Below are 23,916 nucleotides of genomic sequence, written 5' to 3'. Positions count from 1 at the left end.
TTCTTCTATGTAATGAGGATTCTTCATTCCTACTCCGCAAACGTTTTGGTATTATCATACTTAACGTGCCTTCCATTACGATTAAACAGATGCGATTGATGGATATAAATTGATGGATATAATGAAAACCAAAGCGGAAGCATTATGGGTAAATATTGAAGAGCGTGATTCTATTAAGAAGATACAGTTATCAGTTTTTGGCGCTGCAATAGGATTTGCAGTTGGGTATATTGCAAAAGATTTTATGATGCAATCGCCTCACAATTTATCGTATTCTGATCAATTTGCCATTCTGCTATATTTTTCTCTTTATTTGTTTTTCTTACTTGCCATGGGGTATGTTTCCAATCGCGGAGATATCGGTCATGTTTTAAGAAGTATATCAAAGCCGGAGCAGGGTGATGTTGTTGACTCAAGAAAGATGAGTTGGGCAAATGTTTTTTTGTATAGAGCAAAGCTTATTATAATATGCTTTGCATTCTGTGCTCTTGTTATAACTTTATTCTACATAACTTCATCAGATTACTTTTTTAGTAAGGTCTATAAACTAGAATTTATTGAACTTAAATCAAATAAGAATTATCTTTTTACTTTATTTGTGGGGACGATATATGCGACATGGTTTGCTACGAGTTACTGGATAAACAAAGAATTCCCTGATCCTATGGATGAATTGTTCCCTGCGAAGGAAGCTGAAAAAAACACCTCTATGCCACCTTGAAATCCACGTGCCGGACATCGGCCATCTGGAGCGAGGCGTCGAGGATTTCCATCGACACAATATGCCCTTCGGAATCGTAGTCTATGATGACGTTCGGCTTGCTCTCATCGCTTTCGGCGACGGGCTTGTTCGAAAAGTCCAAAGTCATGGTGTCGGTATCGGGATCGTAGGTGATGTTCAACGCCTCTACTTCCCCAACTTCCGCGCCACGTCAACGGCGGCGTAGGTGAGGATGGCGTCGGCGCCGGCCCGCTTGAAGCAGAGCAGGGTTTCGGCCATGGCGCGCTCGCCGTCCAGCCAGCCGTTCTTCTCGGCTGCCTTCAGCATGGCGTATTCGCCGCTGACCTGATAGGCCATGGTGGGCACCTGGAATTCATCCTTGATGCGCCGGATGATGTCCAGATAGGGCAGGCCCGGCTTCACCATCACCATGTCGGCACCCTCGGCCAAATCCAGCGCCACTTCGCGCAGCGCCTCGTTCGAATTGGCGGGGTCCATCTGATAGGTTTTCTTGTCGCCCTTCAACGCGTTCTTCGATCCCACCGCGTCGCGGAACGGCCCATAGAAGGCCGAAGCGTATTTGGCGGCATAGCTTAAAATCAGCACATTCTCGAAACCCGAGGCGTCCAGGGCCGAACGGATGGCTTTGATGCGACCGTCCATCATGTCGGATGGGGCGATCACGTCGCAGCCGGCTTCGGCCTGCACCAAGGCTTGGCGGCACAAAAGTTCGACCGTGGCGTCGTTCAACACGTCGCCGCCCTGCCAGATGCCGTCATGGCCGTCGCTGTTGAAGGGGTCAAGCGCCACGTCGCAGACCACGCCCAGATCGGGATGTTTTTTCTTGACGGCCGCCACGGCGCGGCAAACCAGATTGTCGCCGTTCCAGGCTTCCTTGCCGTCGGGCGTTTTCAGCTTGGCGTCGATCTTGGGAAAGATGGCGATGGCGGGAATGCCCAGCTTCTTGGCTTCGCCCGCAGCCTTCACCAAGCAATCGATCGAGAGCCGCTCTACGCCCGGCATCGAGGAAATGGCTTCGCGCTTGTCCTTGCCCTCGATTACGAAAACCGGCCAGATCAGGTCGGCGGGCGACAGCGCGTTCTCGGCCACCAACTGGCGCGACCAGGGATGCTTGCGCAGCCTGCGCAGGCGGGTAGAGGGAAAGCTTCCTGGAAAACTGGTCATGGACGCGCTCTCAAAATGACGAAACCGGCGAAAGGTTACCCCTTCGCCGGTTCCTAATCACCAGATATTTTGCCGGATCAGACCTTGCTTAAAGCCTGGTCGAGGTCGGCCAGGATGTCGTCGATATGTTCCAGCCCCACCGACAGGCGGATGTAACCGGGCGACACGCCCGACGCCAACTGATCCTCGGCCCCTAACTGGGAATGCGTGGTGCTGGCCGGATGGATGGCCAGCGACCGCGCGTCCCCGATATTGGCGACGTGATAGAACAGCCCCAGCGCGTCGATGAATTTGCGGCCCGCATCGGCGCCGCCCGAAAGCTCGAAGCCGACCAGCCCGCCCAGGCCGCGCTTAAGATACGCATCGGCGCGACGCTTGGCCTCGCCCGACTGCTGGCTGGGATGGATGACCTTGGTCACCTTGGGATGTTTGGCCAGATAGTCGGCAACCTTGATCGCATTGTCGCAATGGGCGCGGATGCGCAAGGGCAGGGTTTCCAGCCCCTGGATGAGCTGGAAGGCGTTGAAAGGCGACAGCGCCGCGCCTATGTCGCGCAGCAAGGTCACGCGAATGCGCAGCACATAGGCGATCGGGCCTAATGGCTTGACCGCCTGCGTCCACACGGCACCGTGATAGCTGGGGTCGGGCGTGTTCAGGGTGGGGAAGCGTTCGGGGTTCTTTTCCCAGTCGAAATTGCCGCCATCGATGATGATGCCGCCGATACTGGTACCATGGCCGCCGATATATTTGGTGGTCGAATAGATCACCACCGCCGCGCCATGGTCGAAGGGGCGGCAGATGATAGGGGCCGCCGTATTGTCGACGATCAGGGGCACGCCCAGCGAGCGGCCGATATCCGCCACTTCCTTGATCGGAAAGACATTCAGTTTCGGGTTGGGCAGCGTTTCCGCAAAATACAGGCGGGTCTTGGCGTCGGTGGCCTTGCGGAAACTTTCAGGGTCGGCCGGATCGACGAAGCGCGCCTCGATGCCCAACTGCTTGAAGGTGTTGGCAAAGAGATTCCAGGTGCCGCCATACAGATCGGTCGAAGTGACGAAATTGTCGCCAGCCGAGCACAGGTTCAGAATGGCGAAGGTGGTGGCCGACTGGCCCGATGCCACGGCCAAGCCTGCCGCGCCGCCTTCAAGCGCCGTCAGGCGTTGCTCCAGCACATCGGTGGTGGGGTTCATCAGGCGGGTATAGATGTTGCCCAATTCCTTCAGCGCGAACAGATTGGCCGCATGTTCGGTGTGGTGGAATTGATAGCTGGTGGTCTGATGGATGGGCACCGCCACCGATTGGGTGGTGGGATCAGCTCGCCAACCGGCGTGCAGCACGATGGTTTCAGGATTCTTGCTCGAAACGGACATCTAAATTGACCCTCGCATGAAAAAAAGTCATCAAACACAGCTTCGATGAGCGTGTCAAGAATATATCCTCATTCCTGTGTGCAAAACACACGTACAACAAAAATTATATGTTTAATACGAAATCCATGTTGTTATGACGTTTACGTAAAGGTAATATTCAAAGAGACGAAGCGGGCAATTGCCAAAACCCGCTGGCAAGCGAAGAATGCATGAATGAAGGATGCCAAGACATCCGAACCGGAGTGAACGTCATGCCCGATGATGGAAGCCTGAAGCCCCAAGCGCCAAAGCCGATCAAGACCAAGAACAAGCTGCGCTTCGTGACGGCGGCGTCGCTGTTTGACGGGCATGATGCATCCATCAACATCATGCGGCGCATCTTGCAGTCCTCGGGCGCCGAGGTGATCCATCTGGGTCACAACCGCTCCGTCGATGAAGTGATCAGCGCCGCCATCCAAGAAGACGTCCAGGGCATCGCCATCAGTTCGTACCAGGGCGGCCATGTCGAATATTTCAAATACATGATCGATCTTCTGAAGGAACGCGGGCGGCCAGGAATCAAGGTGTTCGGCGGCGGCGGCGGCGTGATCGTCGCCGATGAGATCAAGGAACTGCACGCTTACGGCGTGGCCTGCATCTACAGCCCGGAAGACGGCCATCATCTGGGTCTGCAAGGCATGATCAACGACATGCTGAAAAAGGCCGATTTCAATCCGGCTGCGGGCGGCGTTCCTGCCGTCAAGTCCTTGTCCGACACGGCCCAACTGGCCCGCCTGATCACGGCGCTTGAAAATGGTCAGGTCGACGCCAAGACGAAAAAGTCGCTGGCCGATGCGGCCAAGAAAAGGGGCGTCGTTCCCGTGCTGGGCATCACCGGCACCGGCGGGGCTGGCAAATCGTCGCTGACCGACGAGGTCATCCGCCGGTTTCTTCTCGATAGCGACGCCTACAAGATCGCCATTCTGGCGGTCGATCCCACCAAGCGCAAATCGGGCGGAGCGCTTCTGGGCGATCGTATCCGCATGAACGCCATCAGCGGCCCCAATGTTTTCATGCGCTCGATCGCGACGCGTGACGCAGGCTCGGAAGTGCCCGCCTTCGTCGCCGACGCCGTGCAGGCCTGCAAGGCCGCCGGTTACGATCTGGTGATCGTGGAAACGCCCGGCATCGGCCAAGGCAATTCCGCCATCGCCGATCTGGCCGACCTGTCGCTTTACGTGATGACGCCGGAATTCGGCGCTGCCAGCCAGCTTGAAAAAATCGAGATGCTCGATTTCGCCGATCTGGTCGCCATCAACAAGTTCGACCGCAAGGGCGCCGAAGACGCGCTGCGCGACGTTAGAAAGCAAATCCAGCGCAACCGCCAAGCCTTCGGCCAGGATGCCGAAACGATGCCGGTGTTCGGCACCATCGCTTCTCGCTTCAACGATCTGGGCGTGACGGCCCTGTATCTTGAACTGCGCGCCCAGCTTGAAGGCAAGGGGGCCAAACTGCCGAAAACCCGTTTCAAGACGGGCGGCAAGCGCTATTCCGAAACAGGGGCCGCCATCGTACCGCCCGCGCGCACGCGCTATCTGGCCGAGATTGCCGAGACCGTGCGCGGCTATCACAAGACGGTCGGCGAACAATCGCAATTGGCCCGCGAGCTTCAGCAGTTGAACGAGACCAAGCGCATGCTTGGAAAGGGATCGAAGGAAATCGACGCCGAGATCGCCAAGCGCGAAATTCTGTTCGATCCCAGGGCCAAGAAGCTGCTCGACATCTGGCCCAAGGTGAAGAAAAGCTATTCTGGCGACGAATATGTGGTGAAGATCAGGGATAAGACCATCTGCACCCAATTGACCAGCACCACGCTGTCGGGCACCAAAATTCCCAAAGTCGTGCTGCCCGGCTGGCAGGATCATGGAACGCTGCTGGAATGGCTGTTGAAAGAGAATGTGCCCGGCACCTTCCCCTATACGGCGGGCGTCTTTGCCTTCAAGCGCGAGAACGAGGACCCGACGCGCATGTTCGCGGGCGAGGGCGACGCCTTTCGCACCAACGAACGCTTCAAGTTCCTAAGCAAGGATTCCGACGCCAAGCGCCTGTCGACCGCTTTCGATTCCGTCACCCTTTACGGCAACGACCCCGGCACGCGGCCCGACATCTATGGCAAGGTGGGCAATTCCGGCGTTTCCATCGCCACGCTTGACGATATGAAAGTGCTGTATTCGGGCTTCGACCTGACCAACCCGATGACCAGCGTTTCCATGACCATCAACGGCCCGGCGCCGATGATCCTGGCCATGTTCTTCAATACCGCGATCGAGCAGAATCTTGACAGGTTCAAGGCCGAAAATGGCCGCGACCCCACCGAGGGCGAGGCGGAAAAAATTCGCGCCTGGGTGCTGGAAAATGTGCGCGGCACCGTACAAGCCGACATTCTGAAGGAAGACCAGGGGCAGAACACCTGCATCTTCTCGACCGAATTCGCGCTGAAGCTGATGGCCGACATTCAGGAATATTTCGTCCAGCACAGGGTGCGCAATTTCTATTCGGTGTCGATCTCGGGCTATCACATCGCCGAAGCCGGGGCCAATCCGATCAGCCAACTGGCTTTCACGCTGGCCAACGGATTCACCTATGTCGAAGCCTATCTCGCGCGCGGCATGAAGATCGACGATTTCGCGCCCAACCTGTCCTTCTTCTTCTCGAACGGCATGGACCCTGAATATTCGGTCATCGGGCGCGTGGCCAGGCGCATCTGGTCGGTGGCCATGCGCTTCAAATACGGCGCCGGGGAACGGTCGCAGAAGCTGAAATACCATATCCAAACTTCGGGCCGTTCGCTGCACGCCCAGGAAATGGATTTCAACGACATCCGCACTACGTTGCAGGCCCTGATCGCCATCTACGACAATTGCAACAGCCTGCACACCAACGCCCATGACGAGGCCTATACCACGCCGACCGTGGAATCGGTGCGCCGCGCCATGGCCATTCAGATGATCATCAACCGCGAATGGGGACTGGCCAAGAACGAGAACCCCAACCAGGGAGCCTTCATCATCGACGAACTGACCGATCTGGTCGAAGAGGCGGTCTTAAGCGAATTCGAGCGCATCGCCGAGCGCGGCGGCGTGCTGGGCGCCATGGAAACCGGCTATCAACGCGGCAAGATCCAAGACGAAAGCCTGTACTACGAGCATAAGAAACATGACGGCTCGTATCCGATCATCGGGGTGAACACCTTCTTGAACCCGGCGCCGGAAGCCGCGCGTCCCGTCGTTCTGTCGCGGTCCAGCGACGATGAGAAGACCAATCAAATCAAACGGCTGTCTGCATTCCACAAGCGCCATGCCAAGGCGTCCAAGCAGGCTTTGGCCAATTTGCAAAAGGCGGCCATCGAGAACCGCAACCTGTTTGCCGAGCTTGTGGAAGCGGTGCGCGTCTGCTCGCTGGGCCAGATTTCTTCGGCGCTGTTTGAAGTCGGCGGCCAGTATCGACGCAATATGTAAAGAAAAGGCCGGGTATTATAACCCGGCCTTGAATCCATGTTTCGTAATTTAAATTCAGTAATTTATTTACGGGTCTTGCGCGAGCCGGGCTTGCGGCCAAGGCCGATCTTCTTGGCGAAATCAGAGCGTTGGGTGGCGTAATTGGGGGCGACCATGGGATAGTCGGCACCCAGTCCCCATTTGGCCCGGTACTCGTCGGGGTTCAGGCCGTAAGTGGTGCGCAAATGGCGCTTGAGCATCTTGAGCTTCTTGCCGTCTTCAAGGCAGACAATGTAGTCAGGGAAGATCGACCGTTTGGGATTGACAGCCGGCTTCTGGGCTTCGGCCTTCACTTCCACGGTACCATCGCCCAGATTGCTGAAAGTGGCGTAGACCATTTCGATGACTTCTGAAATCTGTGCGGCAGGCAGTGGGTTCTTGCCCACGTAAGCCGAGACGACCTCTCCGGCCAAGCGGAGAAGTTCTTGCCTGCTTATTTTCTGTTCAACTTTCTCGTTCATGGAACTAAGCCTTGAATGTTCGTCACGATGACGTATTCAGGCATACTTCTTATCGACTGTCAATTTAAACCAGACTTGTTATGAGTAATGAGTATTTCAGGCGACGGAGATAATGCAGTAGTATTTCGCTGAGTTGTTATCAACCCCGCTGGTTCTACGTTTGGGTACCAAGGTTTTTAACGCGAATAGCCTCCAATACTGATGACGCTATGGTCGTTATGACTTGCCCCGACTCGGCATCGGCGACATGCATTCGTCATCAGTCGGCTGGTTGGCAAGTTAGCCCGAGATATGGTAGGAAAGTCGCTCTGGTTCCCCGAACTCTAGCAGGATGCTTGGTTTACCCATGCCGCGTGACGTCATTGCCCTTGCCTCGGACCATGGGGGAGTTGAACTGAAGGCTCTTCTGAAGGAGGAGCTTCTGAAGCTGGACCATGGCGTGCTGGATCTGGGGACCGACGGGCCGGATTCGGTCGATTATCCCGATTTCGCCGAGGCCATGGCCGAGGCCATCCGTTCCGGCAACGCCAAGCGCGGCGTTTTGATGTGCGGGACGGGGATCGGCATTTCGATTGCCGCCAACCGCTATCCTTTCATCCGCGCCGCCCTGGTCACCGACGTCACCACGGCTAGGCTGGCCCGCAGCCACAACGACGCCAATGTTCTGGTTCTGGGCGGGCGCACCATGGGGCCGGAAGTGGCCCGCGACTGCCTGAAAGCCTTTCTGGATACCCAATTTGAAGGCGGTCGCCACCAGCGGCGCGTCGATAAAATGGGACTTGCCCGCACCTGATCGCTGACATCTGACCTAAGGACCGCTCATCAATGACCGTCATGCATGGCTTCTTCACCAAATCGCTTGCTGAATCCGATCCCGAGATCGCCAAGGCCATCGGCCTGGAACTGTCCCGCCAGCAAGACCAGATCGAATTGATCGCTTCCGAGAACATCGTTTCCAAGGCGGTGTTGGAAGCGCAAGGCTCGGTCATGACCAATAAATACGCCGAGGGCTATCCCGCCAAGCGCTATTACGGCGGTTGCGAATTCGTCGATATCGCGGAATCGCTGGCCATCGAGCGGGCCAAGCAACTGTTCGATTGCAAATACGTCAATGTTCAGCCCAATTCCGGCTCGCAAGCCAATCAGGGCGTGTTCCAGGCACTGGTCCAGCCCGGCGACGTCATCATGGGCATGAGCTTGGCGGCGGGCGGACATCTGACCCACGGTGCGTCGGTCAACCAGTCGGGCAAGTGGTTCAAGGCCGTTCAATACGGCGTTCGCCTGCAAGACAGCCAGATCGATTTCGACGAGGTCGAGAAGCTGGCCAGGGAACACAAGCCCAAGCTGATCATCGCGGGCGGTTCGGCCTATCCGCGCATCATCGATTTCGCCCGCATGCGCGCCATCGCCGACGGTGTGGGCGCTTATCTGATGGTCGATATGGCCCATTTCGCCGGTCTGGTGGCGGGCGGCGTTCATCCCAGCCCATTGCCGCACGCCCATATCGTCACCACCACTACCCACAAAACGCTGCGCGGCCCCCGGGGCGGCATGATCCTGTCCAACGACGAGGACATCGGCAAGAAGATCAACTCGGCCATTTTCCCCGGCATCCAGGGCGGCCCGCTCATGCATGTCATCGCCGCCAAGGCGGTGGCCTTCGGCGAGGCGCTGCGTCCCGAGTTCAAGTTGTACGCCAAGCAGGTGAAGGAAAATGCCGCCGCCTTGGCCGACCGGCTGATGAAGCGCGGCCTGGACATCGTTTCCGGCGGCACCGACACCCATCTGATGCTGGTCGATCTGCGTCCCAAGAAGCTGACCGGCAAGGCCGCCGAAGCCAGCCTGGAACATGCAGGCCTGACCTGCAACAAGAACGGCATTCCGTTCGATCCCGAAAAGCCCACCATCACTTCGGGCATTCGCTTAGGCTCGCCCGCCGCCACCACAAGGGGGCTGGGTAAGGCCGATTTCGAATATCTGGGCGACCTGATCGGCGACGTGCTGGACGGCCTTAGCCAGAATCCCAACGACAATTCAGCGGCGGAAAAGACCGTGCGCGCCAAAGTGGCCGATCTGTGCCGCAAATATCCAATCTATTAAGGGGGAAGCACCATGCGTTGTCCGTTCTGCGGTTACGAAGACACACAGGTCAAGGACTCGCGCCCGACTGACGATAATTCGGCCATTCGCCGTCGGCGCTATTGTCCGTCCTGCGGCTCGCGCTTCACCACCTTCGAGCGCGTGCAGTTGCGCGAACTGACGGTGGTCAAGAAGAATGGCCAGAAGGTGCCCTTCGACCGCGACAAGCTGGCCCGTTCGATCGAGATCGCGGTGCGCAAGCGGCCCGTCGATCCCGAGCGGGTGGAACGGGTGGTCAATTCCATCCAGCGCCGTCTGGAAAGCTCGGGCGAAAGCGAAATCCCGTCATCCACGGTTGGCGAACTGGTGATGGAAGCCTTGGCCAGTCTCGATCCGGTGGCGTATGTCCGCTTCGCCTCTGTCTATAAGAACTTCCGCGAGGCCAAGGATTTCGAGGAATTCATCGGAAGCCTGGGCGGGCTTGGACATCTGGTGTCGGGTGACCATCTCAAGGACTGAGTGACCATCCGGGAGGTTCTCATGGTATTTCATCGCCATCGCCAGCCCCGAATGGCAGGCGCGAGGCCGAAGGCGATGTGGTTCATCGGTGAGGCCTCGCAACGAACCAGTCGGGATGGCCATGGCGACCGAAGGCGGGCTTGGGTTGGACGCCCAGTTCGTCGAAGGCCGCTCATGATGTCCCCGCATCATGTCGCGCCCTTCTCCTGCTGGATCGCCTCAACCCACGCCCGTGAAATCTCATGACAACCTCCCGGACGGTCACTGATCTGGCCCATATGGCCGCGGCGCTGGGCTTGGCCCGGCGCGGGTTGGGCCGCGTTTGGCCCAATCCGGCGGTGGGTTGCATTCTGGTGAAGGACGGGGCGGTCGTGGGCCGGGGCTGGACTCAGCCCGGCGGGCGACCCCATGCCGAAACGGAAGCGCTGTCCAGGGCAGGCGAGGGGGCGAGGGGAGCTACCGCCTATGTCACCTTGGAACCTTGCGCCCATCACGGCAAAACGCCGCCTTGCGCCGAGGCCTTGATTCGGGCGGGCATATCCAGGGCCGTGGTGGCGGCGGAAGACCCCGACGACCGGGTTTCCGGGCGCGGCATCGAGATGCTGCGTTCGGCGGGAATTGATGTCGAGATCGGCGTCTTGGAAGATGAAGCCAAAGACCTGAACGCCGGTTTCTTCAGCCGGGTGCTGAACAACCGCCCCCTGGTCACTTTGAAACTGGCCACCACGCTGGACGGGCGCATCGCCACCCATCGGGGCGAAAGCAAATGGATCACCGGCGAGCGGGCCAGATCGGCGGGCCACATGCTCAGGGCCAGCCACGACGCCATTCTAGTTGGTGTCGGCACGGCGCTGGCCGACAATCCCGATTTGAACTGCCGCTTGCCGGGCCTGGATCTGGCAAGTCCGGTGCGCATCGTGGCCGACAGCCGCTTGCGCCTGCCCTTAACGTCCAAGCTGGTGCAGAGTGCGAAAGACATCCCCACTTGGCTGCTGACCTTGGAAAACGGCCCGCGCGAGCGGCGTCATGTGTTCGAGAAAGCGGGGGTTCGCTTGATCGAGGTTTCGCCGGGCGAGGGCGGATATCCCGATCTTGGGGAAGGTCTTCGCAAACTGGCCGATGCAGGGCTGACGCGCGTGCTGGCCGAGGGAGGGGCGCATCTGTCCGCCGCCCTCCTCAGGGCCGATCTGATCGACCGGCTGGTCTGGTTTCACGCCCTCGGCATCATGGGCGGCGACGGCGTTCCGGCGGCTTCCGCCTTTGGGGTGGATGCGCTGGCCCAGATGCCGCGCTTTGCGCGCCTGGGCGCGCGCGCTTTGGGCAATGACATGGAACAGGTTTTAGAAAGGGTAAGGGAAACGTAATGTTTACAGGCATCATCACCGATCTTGGCAGCGTCAAGGCCATCGAGAAACGTCCCGGCGGCGAAGCGCGCTTCGAGATATCCACCTCCTACAAGGCCGATGAAATCCCCCTGGGATCGTCGATCGCCCACAACGGCGTGTGCCTGACCCTGGTTGAAACCGGCCCCGGCTGGTTCTCCGTCTTCGCCTCGTTGGAAACGCTGGACAAAACAACCCTGGGTGGCTGGGACGTGGGCAGCCCGGTCAATCTGGAGCGCGCCCTTAAGGTGGGTGACGAACTGGGCGGCCATATCGTTTCCGGCCATGTCGATGGCGTGGGCAGCGTGGTGTCGATCGAGCCTGAGGGCGAATCGCTGCGCTTTACCTTTGAAGTCCCTGAAAGCATTAAGAAGTTCATGGCCCCCAAAGGGTCGGTGGCCATCGACGGCGTGTCCCTGACCGTCAATGAAGTGAACGGCGCCCTGTTCGGAGTCAACATCATCCCCCATACATGCCAAGTGACGACTTTCGGCAAATACAAAGTGGGGGATCGGGTTAATCTGGAAATCGACATGCTGGCGCGCTATGTTGCCCGGCTTCTTGAGAAAGATTGAGGTTTATAGCTGTGTCCCACGCCGATTATCTGTCGCCGATCGAAGAGATCATCGAAGAGGCCCGCCAGGGCCGCATGGTCGTTCTGGTCGATGACGAGGACCGCGAGAACGAGGGGGATCTGTACATTCCCGCTCAGTTCGCCAATCCCGACAACGTCAACTTCATGGCCAAATACGGGCGCGGACTGATTTGCCTGACCATGACCCGCGAACGCATCGAGGCGCTTGAAATCCCCTTGATGAGCCGTGACAACGGCACGCGCCATCAAACGGCCTTCACGGTCAGCATCGAGGCCAGGGAAGGCGTGACCACCGGCATTTCGGCGGCCGATCGGGCGCGCACCATTCAGGTCGCCATCGATCCCAAGGCCAGCAAATACGACATCGTAACGCCCGGCCATGTTTTCCCCCTGATCGCCAGGGACGGCGGCGTGCTGGTCCGCGCCGGACATACGGAAGCGACGGTTGACATCTCGCGTCTGGCTGGCTTGAACCCGTCGGGCGTGATCTGCGAGATCATGAACGAAGACGGCACCATGGCCCGCATGCCGGATCTGGTGAAATTCGCGCAGTTGCATGGCCTCAAGATGGCGACCATCGCCGACCTCATCGCCTATCGCAGGCGCTATGACAAGATCGTGAAGAAGGAAATCACCTCGACGTTGGATTCCATCCATGGCGGCGAATGGATGATGCATGTTTACGTCAACACCGTGGCCTATGCCGAACATATCGCCCTGGTCAAGGGCGACATAAAATCTGCCGGACCTGTCATGGTGCGCGTGCACGCCCTTAAGGTGCTGGACGACGTGCTGGGCGACAAATCTTTGGGGCGCGGCGGCGAGTTGCATGCCGCCATGGAGATGATCGCCAAGGAAGGGCGCGGCGTCGTCGTCTTGATCCGCGAACCCATGCCGACCAGCCTGTCTGATCGCGTCAGGGCCAGGGAAGGGGTGGCGCCCGCCGTCGAGTTGCGCGATTATGGCGTGGGCGCCCAGATTCTTCTCGATCTTGGCATCCAGGACATGATCTTGTTGTCGAACACCAAGCGCACCATCGTCGGCCTAGCCGAAGGTTACTGCCTCAATCTGGTCGAACAGCGTCCGATCCCTGTCGTTTAGGAGCATTGCATCATGGCCGGCATGAGCATTCTGATCGTCGAAGCCCGCTTCTACAATGACATCAGCGACCATCTGATCCATGGCGCGGTGCAAGAATTGGCCGCCGTGGGCGCCGGATACAAGCGCGTCATCGTTCCCGGCATTTACGAAATTCCCGCCGCCATCCGCTATGCGGTGCGCGCCATGGAACTGCGCGCCACCGACGAGCGCTATTCCGGCTATGTGGCGCTGGGCTGCGCCATACAGGGCGAGACGGATCATTACGAACATATCAGCAGCTCGACCATGCGCACGCTGCACGATCTGACCATCCAATACACATTGGCGCTGGGCAACGGCGTGTTGACCTGCAAGACCGAGGAACAGGCCTGGGAGCGCGCCCGGGTGGATGGGCGTAATTTCGGCGGCCAGGCGGCCAGGGCCTGCCTGCGCATGATCGAAATCAAGCGCGAACTTCGCCTGATTCCGAAATGAGTTCATCCCCATCCAAAGCGCCGCTGCCCAAACGGCGCGCCGTGGCCAGGCTGATGGCCGTGCAGGCGCTTTATCAAATTCAAGTGGCCGACCAAAGCGTCGACGAGGTGCTGGCGCAGCACTTGGCCGGTCCATTGCGTCTGGACGAATCCGACGCCGACGCCGACATCGCCGCTCCCGACCGTGAACATCTGGTCGCCGTGGTGCGCGAGGCATCGATGAAAAGCGCCGACATCGATGCGATGATCGCCAAAAGCCTGTCTTCGGGCTGGGAGCTTGAACGCATCGAACCCTTGCTGCGCGCCATCTTGCAAGCTGGCGTGGCCGAATTGTGGATGGGCAAAAAGGATCTGCCGCCCAAGGCGGTGATCAGCGAATATACCGACATCGCCCGCAGCTTTTATGACGGTCCCGAAGTGGGGCTGGTCAATGCCGTCCTCGACCGTCTGGCCAAAACGCTGCACGATGGCAATATTGGGTGAATTCGATCTGATCGAACGTTTGTTCGCCCCCTTGGCCGAGGGCTTTCCCGGTGCTTTGAATCTGAAGGACGACGCTGCTCTGGTGCCGATTTCGCCCGGTTGCCGCTTGGTCGTCACCACCGACGCTCTGGTGGCGGGCGTGCATTTCAGGACCGATGACCCGCCCGATCTAGTGGCCCGCAAGGCATTGCGTGTGAATCTAAGCGATCTGGCGGCAATGGGCGCCAAGCCGCTTGGCCTGTTGGTGGCCGCCTGTTTTCCCAAGGGCGTTGACGAAGCCTGGCTCGCCCGTTTCGCCAAGGGACTGGCGCAAGACAAGGCCGAATTCTCGGTTCCCATCATCGGCGGCGATACGGTCTCCACGCCTGGCCCCTTTACCTTGGCGGTAACCGCGCTGGGCGAAGTGGAGGAGGGACGCGCCCTCAAACGTTCGGCGGCTCGGGCGGGCGATGCGATTCTGGTTTCCGGCACCATCGGCGACGGCGCCCTGGGGCTTGACGCGCTGGACGGTAAGCTGGCCAATCTGTTCGAGGACGAACGCAAATGGCTGGCCGACCGCTATCTGTTGCCGCGCCCCCGGTTGGAACTGGGACAAGCCTTGGCGGCCAGCCGCAAGGCGCATGCTGGCATGGACATTTCCGACGGTCTGTTGGCCGATTTGGCGCATATCTGCAAGGCTTCGGGGCTGGCGGGAATCGTGCGCGAGCAAGACATTCCCTTGTCGTCGCCCGCCAGAACGGCGCTGAAGGACGATCCGAAGCGTCGCGAGCGCATTCTTGCCGGTGGCGACGATTACGAATTGCTGATCACGGCACCCGCTTCCAACGTGGCGCAGTTGCAAGAAATCGCGGCGCGCCTTCGCTTGGGCTTGACCGTGATCGGTCACATGGCGGAAGGTGCGGGCGTTCAAGCGTTGGACGCTTCGGGAGCGCCCATCGCCATCCCCTTAGCAGGGTGGCGTCACTTCTGATTTCTTTTGTTCGATAGGGTGGGGATATGAAAAAGCTGGTCATTCTGGTCGTGATTCTGATTTTGCTGGGCGGCGGCGCCGTCGGCGCCATGGTCGTTTTCGGCATCGGCCCCTTCGCCAAGCCTAAAACCGTTGAACCGGTCGCGGCGCCGGTGGTGAAAATGGCCTTCATCGACATGGAATCGATTTCGATCCCCGTCTTCATCCCGGATCAGAAACCAAGACAGGTCTTCATGACCTTGCGCCTGGAATCGAAGGACGAGTACCGTTCGAAGGTTTCGCACATGATGCCGCGCATCCGCGACACGCTGATCACCAATCTGCAAATCGTGCTGCCGGTGCATCTGAAGAACCGCCCCACCACCGATCTGTCTCAGTTGAAACCGCGTATGTTGTCCGACATCGCCAAGGTGATGGGACCCGGAGTCGTGACGGATGTGCTGGTCGTCGAGATATTTGAACGCTGATTTGCACAACATATTCGTAGATCATGATTTTATAATATACTTATGATTCACGGGGTTCCGTAGCGTAACCACCCTGCAGGGTGGGTATTTCCCTACCAATTTTGCAAGAGTCGTGTTGCGTGGGGGGAGGCAATCTGGCAAATTCGCCACCTCTTCGGCACCCAGCTAGGTTTCGCCCTGGCTGGACGCCAAAGACCACAGGGGTTTTCTTCAGTTCGTCCGACACATCTCGCTCTGGGAACAAAAAACCATGTCGACAGCCTTTATCTTGGTAATCGTCTGCGGCCTGCTTGCGCTGGCCTATGGCGCTTACGCCACCAAATCGATTCTGGCGGCTTCCGCCGGTAATGAACGCATGCAGCAAATCGCTGCCGCCATTCAGGAAGGTGCTAGCGCCTACCTCAACCGCCAGTACCGCACCATCGCCATCGTCGGCGTGGTCATCGCGGTTCTGATCGCTTGGCGTCTTGGCGTTCACGTTGCACTCGGCTTCGTGATCGGTTCGCTGCTTTCGGGCGCCGCCGGTTATGTCGGCATGAACGTCTCGGTCCGCGCCAATGTGCGCACCGCCGACGCCGCCCGCACGGGCGGCATGCAATACGCCCTGGACATCGCCTTCAAGTCGGGCGCCATCACCGGTCTGTTGGTGGTCGGTCTCGGCATTCTGGGCGTTGCCGGCTATTACGGCGTTCTCTCGGCTTGGATGCCGGGCGAAACCCGCGCCATCATGGAAGCCCTGGTCGCTCTGTCCTTCGGCGCTTCCTTGATTTCCATCTTCGCCCGTTTGGGCGGCGGCATCTTCACCAAGGGCGCTGACGTCGGCGCCGATCTGGTGGGCAAGGTCGAAGCAGGCATTCCCGAGGACGACCCCCGCAACCCCGCCGTGATCGCCGACAACGTGGGCGACAACGTGGGCGACTGCGCCGGCATGGCTGCCGACTTGTTCGAAACCTATGCCGTGACCATCGTGGCCACCATGCTGCTGGCGACCATCTTCTTCACCGGCGACGTCATGACGTCGATGATGATGCTGCCGCTGGTGATCGCAGGCGTGTGCATCCCCGCTTCGGTGGTGGGCACGTTCTTCGTCAAGCTGTCCGCTGACAACAACATCATGAAGGCTCTGTACAAGGGCCTGATCGCCACTGGCGTCATTTCGGCGGCTCTGGTCGGCGTGTCGATCTACATGACGGCTGGCTTTTCGACGCCGATCGGCGGCATGTCCTATACGGGTCGCGACCTGTATATCTGCGCGCTGATCGGTCTGGTCGTTACCGGTCTGATCGTTTGGATCACCGAATATTACACCGGCACGGGCTATCGCCCCGTGACCAGCATCGCCAATTCCTCGGTTACCGGCCATGGCACCAACGTCATTCAGGGTCTGGCCGTGTCGATGGAATCGACGGCGCTTCCGGTTCTGGTCATCTCGGGCGGCATCATCGTCGCCTACACGATGGCCGGTCTGTTCGGCATCGCCATCTCGGCAACCACCATGCTGGCCCTGGCAGGCATGGTCGTGGCCCTGGACGCCTATGGCCCGGTGACGGACAACGCGGGCGGCATCGCTGAAATGAGCGACATGCCCAAGGACATCCGCAAGATCACTGACGCCCTGGACGCCGTGGGCAACACCACCAAGGCCGTCACCAAGGGTTACGCCATCGGTTCCGCCGGTCTGGCCGCCCTGGTGCTGTTCGCCGCCTACACGGAAGATCTGAAGCATTACTTCCCGCAGCTTCAGCTCAACTTCGAACTGTCCGACCCCTATGTGGTCATCGGCCTGTTCATCGGCGGCATGCTGCCCTACCTGTTCGGTTCGATGGGCATGATGGCCGTCGGTCGCGCCGCCGGTTCGGTGGTGATCGAAGTGCGTCGTCAGTTCAAGGAAATCCCTGGCATCATGGAAGGGACGGGCAAGCCTGATTACGGCAAGGCCGTCGACATGCTGACCAAGGCCGCGATCCGCGAAATGATCGTGCCCTCGATGCTGCCGGTCTTCGCGCCCATCGTGGTCTACTTCGTCATCCTTCTGGTGGCGGGTCAGGCGCATGCCTTCGTGACGCTGGGCGCCATGCTGATGGGCACCATTGTCACCGGCCTGTTCGTCGCCATCTCGATGACCTCGGGCGGCGGCGCTTGGGACAACGCCAAGAAGTACATCGAAGACGGCCATTTCGGCGGCAAGGGCAGTGATGCCCACAAGGCCGCCGTCACGGGCGACACGGTTGGCGATCCGTACAAGGACACCGCCGGTCCGGCCGTCAACCCGATGATCAAGATCATCAACATCGTGGCCATTCTGTTGCTGGCCATGGTTGCTGCCTAATCTTGATAACCGCTTGACCGGAAAGCCCCGGAGCCGCAAGGTTCCGGGGCTTTTCATTTGAGGAATGGGTCATGAGTGCCGATGGCTGGGCCAAGCTGAGCGTTGGCGATATGAAGGGGGCCGAGGAGGCGTTCAAAGCCTCGCTGGCGGCCAATCCCCAGGATGCGTCATCGCTGCATGGACTGGGAAAGATGGCGCTCTCGGGCCAGCAATTCGAGATTGCGGCCTCGTTGTTGAACCGCGCTTACAAAATCGCCCCCGAGAACGAGCGGCTGGCCATCGATTTCGTTCAGTCCCTGGCGGGCGAATCGGTTCGCCATCCGCAGGACGCGCAGGCGCAATTCAATCTTGGCTTGGCCTTTCTCGGCTTGGGCGACATCGATTCGGCGCGCGACAGCCTGTTGACGGCGCTTCTGGCCGACCCATCGCATGTGGGTGCCCGTTGGTTGGTCAGCAGGCTTTTGCCGCGCGTTTATATGTCAACTGCCGAAATCATGCTGTGGCGGCGTCGCGTTTTCTCCGGCGTTTCGGCGCTTGAGGCCGTCCTTCATCCGCAATCGCCCGAAGAGGCCGCCAAACATGTCGCGGGCATTTTGCTGCGCACCAATTTCGAATTGGCCTATCAAGGCGAGGACGACAGGCCCTTGCAGGAACTTTATGGCCGTCTTGTCCACCGCGTGATGTCTGCCTGGCTTCCCGATCTGGCCGATCCCCCAAAATCGCGCGACCGGGTATCGAGCGACGACAAGCGCATCCGCGTCGGATTCGCCTCGTCCTATTTCACCAGCCACACCATCGCCTTGCTGTTCAACGGCTGGATACGCCACCTGGATCGCAGCCGGTTCATCATTCACGGTTATCTGACCAACGGCGTTCCCGACGGCTCAACCAGGGCGCTGGCCGGATTGTGCGACGTCTTTCGCGATCTGAAAGGACCGGTCGAAGAGGCCGCCCGCCAGATCCGTGCCGACGGGCTGGATGTGCTGATCTATCCCGATCTGGGTATGGATGGCCGCAGCTTTGCCCTGGCCGCCCTGAAACTTGCCCCGACGCAGGCCGTTTCCTGGGGCCATCCGGTCACATCCGGCCTGCCCAGCATGGATTATTTCCTGACCAGCGACTTGATGGAACCGGACGCTTCCGATGCCCATTATTGTGAAAAGCTGATCCGCCTGCCCAATCTGTCCATCGCCTACCGCCCGCCGCAACTTGAACAAACGAAAACGCGCGCCGATTTCGGTCTGCCCGCAACGGGGCCGATCTATTTATGCTGCCAGGCGCTGCAAAAATATCTGCCGCAATACGACCGTTTGTTCACCGCCATCGCCAAGCAGGCCGCGGGCGCCCGTTTCGCCTTCATCCTTCACAAGACGCGCCATCTCGACAACCGCAAATTCAAGGCTCGTATCGAGGCCGCCTTCAAGGCGGAGGGGCTGAACCCAGCCGACCACCTTGTCTTCCTTCCTTGGATGGCCTGGACGGACTATGTGCAGTTGAATGGGGCGTGCGACGTCTTTCTAGACAGCGTCGGCTGGTCGGGCGGCAACACCTCGCTGGAAGCCCTGTCGCGAAACCTGCCCATCGTCACCATGCCCAGCCATCTGATGCGGGGCCGCCACAGTTGCGCCATGCTGAAATTGTTGGGACTGGACGAATGCATCGCTTCCGATCTTAAAGCCTATGTCGCGATCGCCGTGAAGCTGGGAACCGACGCGGCTTGGAACGCGGCTGTGCGCGAGCGCATCAAGGCCGGGCAGGGACGTCTGTTCGACGATCAGGCACCCGTTAAGGCGCTGGAGTCCTTTATCGAACAGGCGGTTGCGAAAAGCTAGAATTTCCCAGGCGTGCCGCCGCCGCTGCTTGGCTGCGAGAAGCGCCCGACATTGCCGAACAATTGTTCAAGGAAGGTCATCTCATTGCCCGCCGTGGGCGTGACGCGCTCGACCTGTTGCACGATCTTGCCGTCTTGCATGCCCAGTTGACGCACATTCTTGACCAAGCCACTTTTCTCGAAGCTGATGGCGACCACCTTGCGCTCGATTTCCTTGGGCTTGAAGAAGGCCGTCTGCTCGGTTTTAGAGCTGATGTAATACCAGGTCTCGTCGTCAAAAGCGGCCACCGATGACGGCGTGCCCAGCATGGCCAGCACATCATCCTTGCCGATGTCGCCGGGCTTGATCAGGGACAATTGCTCTTCGTTGGGCAGGTTGCCGCGCACGTCCACGATGGGTTGGCAGGCGGCGACCCAAGTCAGACTGGCGACGAGAAGAAGGGCGGATACAGAGCGCATGTTGACGAGCAAAGCCTTGAAAGCCGATAGTGCGTTGCCGAAGAAGCTAGGTCTTGGGACCCTGCCTGTCAATCTTCCCCGCAAACGGTAAAGCTATGTCTTTGATAAAGAAGCTCTTTGGCGGAAACACCCCCCAACCTGCAACGGTGGAGCGCTATGGACGCATCGTAGCCAGGGCGCGGGAACCCGGCTTTTACGCGCAATTCATGGTGCCGGATTCGCCCGAGGGACGCTTCGATCTCCTGACTCTGCACGCCTTTTTGGTCATGGAGGCGTTAAGCCGGACCCATCCCGAAGAGGCGCAGGAACTGTTCGACTTGATGTTCGACGATATGGAGGTCAATCTGCGCGAATTGGGGGCGAGCGACATTCGAATCGGCGCCCGGGTCAAGAAACTGGCCCAGGGATTTTTCGGGCGCAGCCAGGCCTATCGCCAGGCTTTAGAGGCCAATGACGCCGCCGCCCTGATCGCCGCCTTGGATCGTAATTTGTTTGCCGCCGCCAAGGCCGACCCGGGGCATTTGGCCCTTCTGGCCGATTATGTGCTTCTTGCCTGGACGCGCCCCGAAACCGCCCAGGCCCAATTTCCGCCCCCACCTTTCGCCCAAACGCAGGTTTCGCCATGACTACCGAACAACTTCCTGAATTTTCGCGCCTTGTGTCCATCGGCGACATTCAGGCCCACGGGCTTGACCTGTCCATCGAGGCAAGACCCGACGAGTGCGAAAAGTTGCGCCTGCGCTTCGGTCTTGTGGGACTGGACGGGCTAAAGGCGCAGTTGCGCCTGACCCAGTCCACGAATGGCCTTTATTGTCTGGAGGGGCGGCTCCAGTCCGAGGTCACGCAAACCTGCGTGGTCACGCTCGAGCCGGTCAAGAACACAATTAACGTGGGAATATCAAGAACCTACGGAGAGGGCGATGCCTTGCAGGCGGCGCTTGAATCCCTGGAAAGCGAGATCGACCTTGATTTTGAGGCGGAGGATGAACCCGACGCCATCGAAAATGGCGTTATCGATGTGGGCGAGGCGGTGGCCGAGGAATTGGCGCTTTCCCTCGACCCCTTTCCCAGAAAACCCGGAGCCAGCCTTGAAAACACGCCCTATGCCGGGTCGGATGGCGCCGAAGGAAAACCCAACCCCTTCGCTGCGCTTTCGAAGCTGCGCGACAAGTTGGACAAAAAAGTGTAATACAATGGGTTAACGCGCCCTTGCCCTGTGCGGGGTTTTCATATAAGAAGACTGGCTCCGCTCCGGATGCTCGACGGCTTCGGAGCGTTCCCTTTTGCTCGAGAGATGACCCATGGCCGTACCTAAAAAGAAAACCTCGAAATCGCGCCGCAATATGCGCCGGTCCCATCACGCCCTGAAGCCGCAGGCCGTGGCCGAGTGCCCCAATTGCGGCGAAATGAAGCGTCCGCATCACATGTGCCCCTCTTGCGGCCATTACGATGGCCGTCAGGTGGCGGGCGATTCCGCTTCCGCAGCCTGAAATCCCGTATAGGGAGGGGATAGCGTGTCAGACGAGGTCGTGCTGGCTCTCGACGCCATGGGGGGCGATTCCGCCCCCGATATGGTGATCGAAGGGGTTGCGATCGTAAGACAGCGATTCCCGAAGGCGCGCTTCCTTCTGTTCGGCGACGAAACCCGACTGAAGGAATTGCTGGCCAAGCATCCGGATGCCGCCGAAGTTTCGACCATCCGTCATGCGCCCGACGCCGTATCCGGCGACGCCAAGCCCTCGCAGGTCCTGCGTACGGGGCGCAAATCCAGCATGTGGATGGCTATCGACGCCGTCGCCAAGGGCGAAGCCCAGGGCGTGGTGTCGGCGGGCAATACCGGTGCCTTGATGGCGGTGTCGAAGTTCGTTCTGCGCACCGTTCCCGGCATCGACCGGCCTGCCATCGCGGGTCTGTTTCCCTCGCAGCGCGGCGAGACCGTCATGCTGGACCTGGGCGCCAATGTCGATTGCAACGCCAACAATCTGGTCGAATTCGCCATCATGGGTGAGGTGTTCTGCCGCATCGTGTTGGGCATCGAGCGGCCCAGCGTCGGCATCTTGAATGTCGGATCGGAAGATCTGAAGGGCAACAGCGCCGTCAAGACCGCACATTCGATCTTAAAATCGCACCACATGCAGCTGAGTTTCCATGGTTTTGTTGAGGGGACCGACATCGGGGCCGGTACCGTGGACGTGATCGTCACCGATGGCTTTACCGGCAACGTCGCCTTGAAGACCGTCGAAGGCACGGCCAAGATGTTCTCGCGTTTCTTGAAGGAATCCTTCAGCCATTCCCTGCTCGCCAAGATCGGATATCTGTTGTCGCGCCCAGCCCTTGAACGCCTGAAGCACCGGGCCGACCCACGCCGCTATAACGGGGCCATGTTCCTTGGCCTTAACGGCATTACGGTTAAAAGCCATGGCGGCACCGACGCCCTGGGTTTCGCCAACGCCGTGGGCGTCGCCATCGATCTGGTCTGCCAGAATTTCAACGACAAGATCAAGGAAGAGCTGGCCCATCTGGCCGAAGAACCCGTGGCTCCCCAAGTGGCGTCGCTCTGATGGTCATTCGCTCGCAGATCGCTGGTGTCGGCTCGTATTTGCCTGCCCGCATCGTCACCAATCAGGAACTTGAGCGCAGCGTCGACACCACCGACGCTTGGATCGTCGAACGTTCGGGCATTCGTCAGCGCCAAATCGCCGCCGAGGGCGAGACGACCTCCGATCTGGCCTTCGAAGCAGCCAAGGCGGCGCTGGCCAATGCGGGCATGACCGCCGACGACATCGACCTGATCATCGTAGGTACGGCGACGCCTGATCACACTTTTCCGGCCACGGCGGCCAAAGTTCAGGCCCGTTTGGGCATGACCAGGGGCGTTGCCTTTGATCTTCAGGCCGTCTGCTCGGGCTTCGTTTTCGCCATGGCGACCGCCGACAATTTCATCAAGGCGGGCCAGGCCAAGGCCGCCCTGGTCATCGGCGCCGAAACTTTCTCGCGCATTCTGGACTGGAATGACCGCGGCACCTGCGTTCTGTTCGGCGACGGTGCCGGCGCGGTGGTTCTGAAGTCGGCAGAGGGGCAGGGGACGGTCGAAGATCAGGGCATTCTATCGACCCATCTTCATTCCGACGGTCGCCATTACGACCTGCTTTATGTCGATGGCGGGCCGTCTTCGACCAAAACCACCGGTCACGTCCGCATGAAGGGCAACGAAGTTTTCCGCCACGCCGTGGTCAATATGGCCGAAGTGGTGGGCGAGGCTCTGGCGGCCAATAATCTCACCTCGACGGATATCGATTGGGTGGTGCCGCATCAGGCCAATATCCGCATTCTGGAAGGTACGGCCAGGAAGCTGGCCATTCCCAAGGAGCGCATGGTGGTGACGGTGGACAGGCACGCCAACACCTCGGCGGCATCGATTCCGCTGGCCTTGGCCGAGGCCGTCCATGACGGTCGGATCAAGCGTGGACAGCTGCTTTTGCTGGAGGCCATGGGGGGCGGATTCACCTGGGGCGCCTGCCTGGTCAGATTTTAACTCTTTTTTTGCTCGAATCCCGGCTTACATCCCTTTGACGGGATTGACTGATTTTCCTTGAAGCGCTACCGTTAGGTAACTAACGAGCCTGGGGGGCCGAATCGATGACCGAGAAAACCATCACCCGTGCGCAACTAAGCGAAGCTATTTACGAAGAAGTCGGCCTTTCCCGCAATGAATCGGCGGCCCTTCTCGAGACTGTGCTGGAAGAAATGTCGCTGGCCTTGGCCAAGGGCGACACGGTAAAGATCTCTTCCTTCGGCAGCTTTTCTGTACGGTCCAAGGGACAGCGGGTTGGCCGCAATCCCAAAACCGGCACCGAAGTTCCCATCCTTCCCCGCCGTGTGTTGGTGTTCCGTCCATCACAATTGTTGAAGTCGCGCATCAACAAGGGCATGACCGCCAAGAAAGTGTAAGTCC

25 protein-coding genes are annotated in these 23,916 nt (G+C 59.3%); 20 read left to right on the top strand and 5 right to left on the bottom strand.

What is annotated here, in order from left to right; translation table 11 throughout:
- Nucleotides 1-121 precede the first annotated feature (121 nt).
- Nucleotides 122-721 (top strand): hypothetical protein, encoded by a 600-nt coding sequence (locus tag HQL44_01280; protein ID MBF0267200.1) that lies wholly within the window; start codon nucleotides 122-124, stop codon nucleotides 719-721.
- Here the strand turns inward: HQL44_01280 and HQL44_01275 are convergent.
- The 3 genes from HQL44_01275 to HQL44_01265 all read right to left on the bottom strand — a co-directional run bounded on the left by HQL44_01275 (nucleotide 708) and on the right by HQL44_01265 (nucleotide 3,276).
- Nucleotides 708-902 (bottom strand): DUF2283 domain-containing protein, encoded by a 195-nt coding sequence (locus tag HQL44_01275; GenBank protein MBF0267199.1) that lies wholly within the window; start codon nucleotides 900-902, stop codon nucleotides 708-710. The two genes, HQL44_01280 and HQL44_01275, sit on opposite strands and share 14 nt — an antisense overlap.
- Before the next feature lie 5 nt (nucleotides 903-907).
- Entirely contained in the window at nucleotides 908-1,906 is a 999-nt protein-coding gene (hemB, locus tag HQL44_01270; protein MBF0267198.1) for a porphobilinogen synthase, read from the bottom strand.
- A 77-nt stretch (nucleotides 1,907-1,983) separates the two neighbouring features.
- Nucleotides 1,984-3,276: a PLP-dependent transferase gene (locus HQL44_01265; GenBank protein MBF0267197.1), complete on the bottom strand. Its 1,293-nt coding sequence runs from the start codon at nucleotides 3,274-3,276 to the stop codon at nucleotides 1,984-1,986.
- Between the two features lie 251 nt (nucleotides 3,277-3,527).
- Between HQL44_01265 and HQL44_01260 the strand changes: the two genes are divergently transcribed.
- A complete protein-coding gene (locus HQL44_01260) occupies nucleotides 3,528-6,773 on the top strand; it encodes a methylmalonyl-CoA mutase family protein (GenBank protein MBF0267196.1) in 3,246 nt (1,081 codons plus the stop codon).
- Between the two features lie 62 nt (nucleotides 6,774-6,835).
- Here HQL44_01260 and HQL44_01255 read toward each other — a convergent pair whose 3' ends face one another.
- Nucleotides 6,836-7,273 carry a MucR family transcriptional regulator gene (locus tag HQL44_01255; protein MBF0267195.1) on the bottom strand — a complete coding sequence of 146 codons (438 nt, stop codon included), beginning with the start codon at nucleotides 7,271-7,273 and terminating at the stop codon, nucleotides 6,836-6,838.
- A gap of 346 nt (nucleotides 7,274-7,619) precedes the next feature.
- Between HQL44_01255 and rpiB the strand changes: the two genes are divergently transcribed.
- From rpiB to HQL44_01195, 12 genes are all read left to right on the top strand, one after another.
- Nucleotides 7,620-8,066 (top strand): ribose 5-phosphate isomerase B, encoded by a 447-nt coding sequence (rpiB, locus tag HQL44_01250; GenBank protein MBF0267194.1) that lies wholly within the window; start codon nucleotides 7,620-7,622, stop codon nucleotides 8,064-8,066.
- A gap of 32 nt (nucleotides 8,067-8,098) precedes the next feature.
- Complete coding sequence (locus HQL44_01245; GenBank protein MBF0267193.1) at nucleotides 8,099-9,373, top strand: serine hydroxymethyltransferase; 1,275 nt, start codon at nucleotides 8,099-8,101, stop codon at nucleotides 9,371-9,373.
- Nucleotides 9,374-9,385: 12 nt separating this feature from the next.
- Nucleotides 9,386-9,871 (top strand): transcriptional repressor NrdR, encoded by a 486-nt coding sequence (gene nrdR, locus HQL44_01240; GenBank protein MBF0267192.1) that lies wholly within the window; start codon nucleotides 9,386-9,388, stop codon nucleotides 9,869-9,871.
- A gap of 278 nt (nucleotides 9,872-10,149) precedes the next feature.
- Entirely contained in the window at nucleotides 10,150-11,235 is a 1,086-nt protein-coding gene (gene ribD / locus HQL44_01235) for a bifunctional diaminohydroxyphosphoribosylaminopyrimidine deaminase/5-amino-6-(5-phosphoribosylamino)uracil reductase RibD (GenBank protein ID MBF0267191.1), read from the top strand.
- Nucleotides 11,235-11,828 carry a riboflavin synthase gene (locus HQL44_01230; GenBank protein ID MBF0267190.1) on the top strand — a complete coding sequence of 198 codons (594 nt, stop codon included), beginning with the start codon at nucleotides 11,235-11,237 and terminating at the stop codon, nucleotides 11,826-11,828. The genes ribD and HQL44_01230 overlap by 1 nt, the downstream gene beginning before the upstream one ends.
- A gap of 5 nt (nucleotides 11,829-11,833) precedes the next feature.
- Nucleotides 11,834-12,949, top strand: a complete 1,116-nt coding sequence (ribB, locus tag HQL44_01225) for a 3,4-dihydroxy-2-butanone-4-phosphate synthase (GenBank protein MBF0267189.1) — start codon at nucleotides 11,834-11,836, stop codon at nucleotides 12,947-12,949.
- Between the two features lie 12 nt (nucleotides 12,950-12,961).
- Complete coding sequence (gene ribH, locus HQL44_01220; protein MBF0267188.1) at nucleotides 12,962-13,423, top strand: 6,7-dimethyl-8-ribityllumazine synthase; 462 nt, start codon at nucleotides 12,962-12,964, stop codon at nucleotides 13,421-13,423.
- Complete coding sequence (gene nusB / locus HQL44_01215) at nucleotides 13,420-13,905, top strand: transcription antitermination factor NusB (protein ID MBF0267187.1); 486 nt, start codon at nucleotides 13,420-13,422, stop codon at nucleotides 13,903-13,905. Before ribH ends, nusB begins: the two co-directional genes overlap by 4 nt.
- Nucleotides 13,889-14,875, top strand: coding sequence for a thiamine-phosphate kinase (gene thiL / locus HQL44_01210; GenBank protein MBF0267186.1), 987 nt, complete (start codon nucleotides 13,889-13,891; stop codon nucleotides 14,873-14,875). The genes nusB and thiL overlap by 17 nt, the downstream gene beginning before the upstream one ends.
- Before the next feature lie 26 nt (nucleotides 14,876-14,901).
- The gene (locus tag HQL44_01205; GenBank protein MBF0267185.1) at nucleotides 14,902-15,342 is read left to right on the top strand and encodes a hypothetical protein; all 441 of its coding nucleotides are present in this window, start codon (nucleotides 14,902-14,904) and stop codon (nucleotides 15,340-15,342) included.
- Between the two features lie 250 nt (nucleotides 15,343-15,592).
- Complete coding sequence (locus HQL44_01200; GenBank protein MBF0267184.1) at nucleotides 15,593-17,671, top strand: sodium-translocating pyrophosphatase; 2,079 nt, start codon at nucleotides 15,593-15,595, stop codon at nucleotides 17,669-17,671.
- Nucleotides 17,672-17,742: 71 nt separating this feature from the next.
- Nucleotides 17,743-19,503, top strand: a complete 1,761-nt coding sequence (locus HQL44_01195; GenBank protein ID MBF0267183.1) for a tetratricopeptide repeat protein — start codon at nucleotides 17,743-17,745, stop codon at nucleotides 19,501-19,503.
- Here the strand turns inward: HQL44_01195 and HQL44_01190 are convergent.
- On the bottom strand, nucleotides 19,500-19,961 hold the full coding sequence (locus HQL44_01190; protein ID MBF0267182.1) for an outer membrane protein assembly factor BamE: 462 nt from the start codon (nucleotides 19,959-19,961) through the stop codon (nucleotides 19,500-19,502). The two genes, HQL44_01195 and HQL44_01190, sit on opposite strands and share 4 nt — an antisense overlap.
- Nucleotides 19,962-20,056: 95 nt before the next feature.
- Here HQL44_01190 and HQL44_01185 point away from each other — a divergent pair, with 95 nt between their 5' ends.
- The 6 genes from HQL44_01185 to HQL44_01160 all read left to right on the top strand — a co-directional run bounded on the left by HQL44_01185 (nucleotide 20,057) and on the right by HQL44_01160 (nucleotide 23,912).
- Nucleotides 20,057-20,587, top strand: coding sequence for a hypothetical protein (locus tag HQL44_01185; GenBank protein MBF0267181.1), 531 nt, complete (start codon nucleotides 20,057-20,059; stop codon nucleotides 20,585-20,587).
- Nucleotides 20,584-21,150 (top strand): DUF177 domain-containing protein, encoded by a 567-nt coding sequence (locus HQL44_01180; GenBank protein ID MBF0267180.1) that lies wholly within the window; start codon nucleotides 20,584-20,586, stop codon nucleotides 21,148-21,150. The genes HQL44_01185 and HQL44_01180 overlap by 4 nt, the downstream gene beginning before the upstream one ends.
- Nucleotides 21,151-21,262: 112 nt before the next feature.
- Nucleotides 21,263-21,451 (top strand): 50S ribosomal protein L32, encoded by a 189-nt coding sequence (gene rpmF, locus HQL44_01175; GenBank protein ID MBF0267179.1) that lies wholly within the window; start codon nucleotides 21,263-21,265, stop codon nucleotides 21,449-21,451.
- 24 nt (nucleotides 21,452-21,475) lie between these two features.
- Nucleotides 21,476-22,522, top strand: coding sequence for a phosphate acyltransferase PlsX (gene plsX, locus HQL44_01170; protein ID MBF0267178.1), 1,047 nt, complete (start codon nucleotides 21,476-21,478; stop codon nucleotides 22,520-22,522).
- The gene (locus HQL44_01165; GenBank protein ID MBF0267177.1) at nucleotides 22,522-23,496 is read left to right on the top strand and encodes a ketoacyl-ACP synthase III; all 975 of its coding nucleotides are present in this window, start codon (nucleotides 22,522-22,524) and stop codon (nucleotides 23,494-23,496) included. The genes plsX and HQL44_01165 overlap by 1 nt, the downstream gene beginning before the upstream one ends.
- Nucleotides 23,497-23,600: 104 nt before the next feature.
- Complete coding sequence (locus HQL44_01160; GenBank protein MBF0267176.1) at nucleotides 23,601-23,912, top strand: integration host factor subunit alpha; 312 nt, start codon at nucleotides 23,601-23,603, stop codon at nucleotides 23,910-23,912.
- Nucleotides 23,913-23,916: the final 4 nt, after the last annotated feature.

It is taken from the genome of Alphaproteobacteria bacterium (assembly GCA_015231795.1).
Classification (GTDB): Bacteria; Pseudomonadota; Alphaproteobacteria; order Rhodospirillales; family WMHbin7; genus WMHbin7.
Note: the sequence above shows the minus strand (reverse complement) of the source record. Positions and strands in the feature narration are given on the sequence as shown.

Coding starts and splice junctions, on each gene's coding strand:
- HQL44_01195 (MBF0267183.1), top strand. CDS start 17,743: ATGAGTGCCGATGGCTGGGCCAAGCTGAGCGTTGGCGATATGAAGGGG.
- HQL44_01230 (MBF0267190.1), top strand. CDS start 11,235: ATGTTTACAGGCATCATCACCGATCTTGGCAGCGTCAAGGCCATCGAG.
- rpiB (MBF0267194.1), top strand. CDS start 7,620: ATGCCGCGTGACGTCATTGCCCTTGCCTCGGACCATGGGGGAGTTGAA.
- rpmF (MBF0267179.1), top strand. CDS start 21,263: ATGGCCGTACCTAAAAAGAAAACCTCGAAATCGCGCCGCAATATGCGC.
- HQL44_01205 (MBF0267185.1), top strand. CDS start 14,902: ATGAAAAAGCTGGTCATTCTGGTCGTGATTCTGATTTTGCTGGGCGGC.
- HQL44_01260 (MBF0267196.1), top strand. CDS start 3,528: ATGCCCGATGATGGAAGCCTGAAGCCCCAAGCGCCAAAGCCGATCAAG.
- HQL44_01265 (MBF0267197.1), bottom strand. CDS start 3,276: ATGTCCGTTTCGAGCAAGAATCCTGAAACCATCGTGCTGCACGCCGGT.
- HQL44_01280 (MBF0267200.1), top strand. CDS start 122: ATGAAAACCAAAGCGGAAGCATTATGGGTAAATATTGAAGAGCGTGAT.
- nusB (MBF0267187.1), top strand. CDS start 13,420: ATGAGTTCATCCCCATCCAAAGCGCCGCTGCCCAAACGGCGCGCCGTG.
- HQL44_01185 (MBF0267181.1), top strand. CDS start 20,057: ATGTCTTTGATAAAGAAGCTCTTTGGCGGAAACACCCCCCAACCTGCA.
- nrdR (MBF0267192.1), top strand. CDS start 9,386: ATGCGTTGTCCGTTCTGCGGTTACGAAGACACACAGGTCAAGGACTCG.
- HQL44_01180 (MBF0267180.1), top strand. CDS start 20,584: ATGACTACCGAACAACTTCCTGAATTTTCGCGCCTTGTGTCCATCGGC.
- HQL44_01255 (MBF0267195.1), bottom strand. CDS start 7,273: ATGAACGAGAAAGTTGAACAGAAAATAAGCAGGCAAGAACTTCTCCGC.
- HQL44_01160 (MBF0267176.1), top strand. CDS start 23,601: ATGACCGAGAAAACCATCACCCGTGCGCAACTAAGCGAAGCTATTTAC.
- HQL44_01165 (MBF0267177.1), top strand. CDS start 22,522: ATGGTCATTCGCTCGCAGATCGCTGGTGTCGGCTCGTATTTGCCTGCC.
- HQL44_01200 (MBF0267184.1), top strand. CDS start 15,593: ATGTCGACAGCCTTTATCTTGGTAATCGTCTGCGGCCTGCTTGCGCTG.
- HQL44_01190 (MBF0267182.1), bottom strand. CDS start 19,961: ATGCGCTCTGTATCCGCCCTTCTTCTCGTCGCCAGTCTGACTTGGGTC.
- hemB (MBF0267198.1), bottom strand. CDS start 1,906: ATGACCAGTTTTCCAGGAAGCTTTCCCTCTACCCGCCTGCGCAGGCTG.
- thiL (MBF0267186.1), top strand. CDS start 13,889: ATGGCAATATTGGGTGAATTCGATCTGATCGAACGTTTGTTCGCCCCC.
- ribH (MBF0267188.1), top strand. CDS start 12,962: ATGGCCGGCATGAGCATTCTGATCGTCGAAGCCCGCTTCTACAATGAC.
- ribD (MBF0267191.1), top strand. CDS start 10,150: ATGGCCGCGGCGCTGGGCTTGGCCCGGCGCGGGTTGGGCCGCGTTTGG.
- HQL44_01245 (MBF0267193.1), top strand. CDS start 8,099: ATGACCGTCATGCATGGCTTCTTCACCAAATCGCTTGCTGAATCCGAT.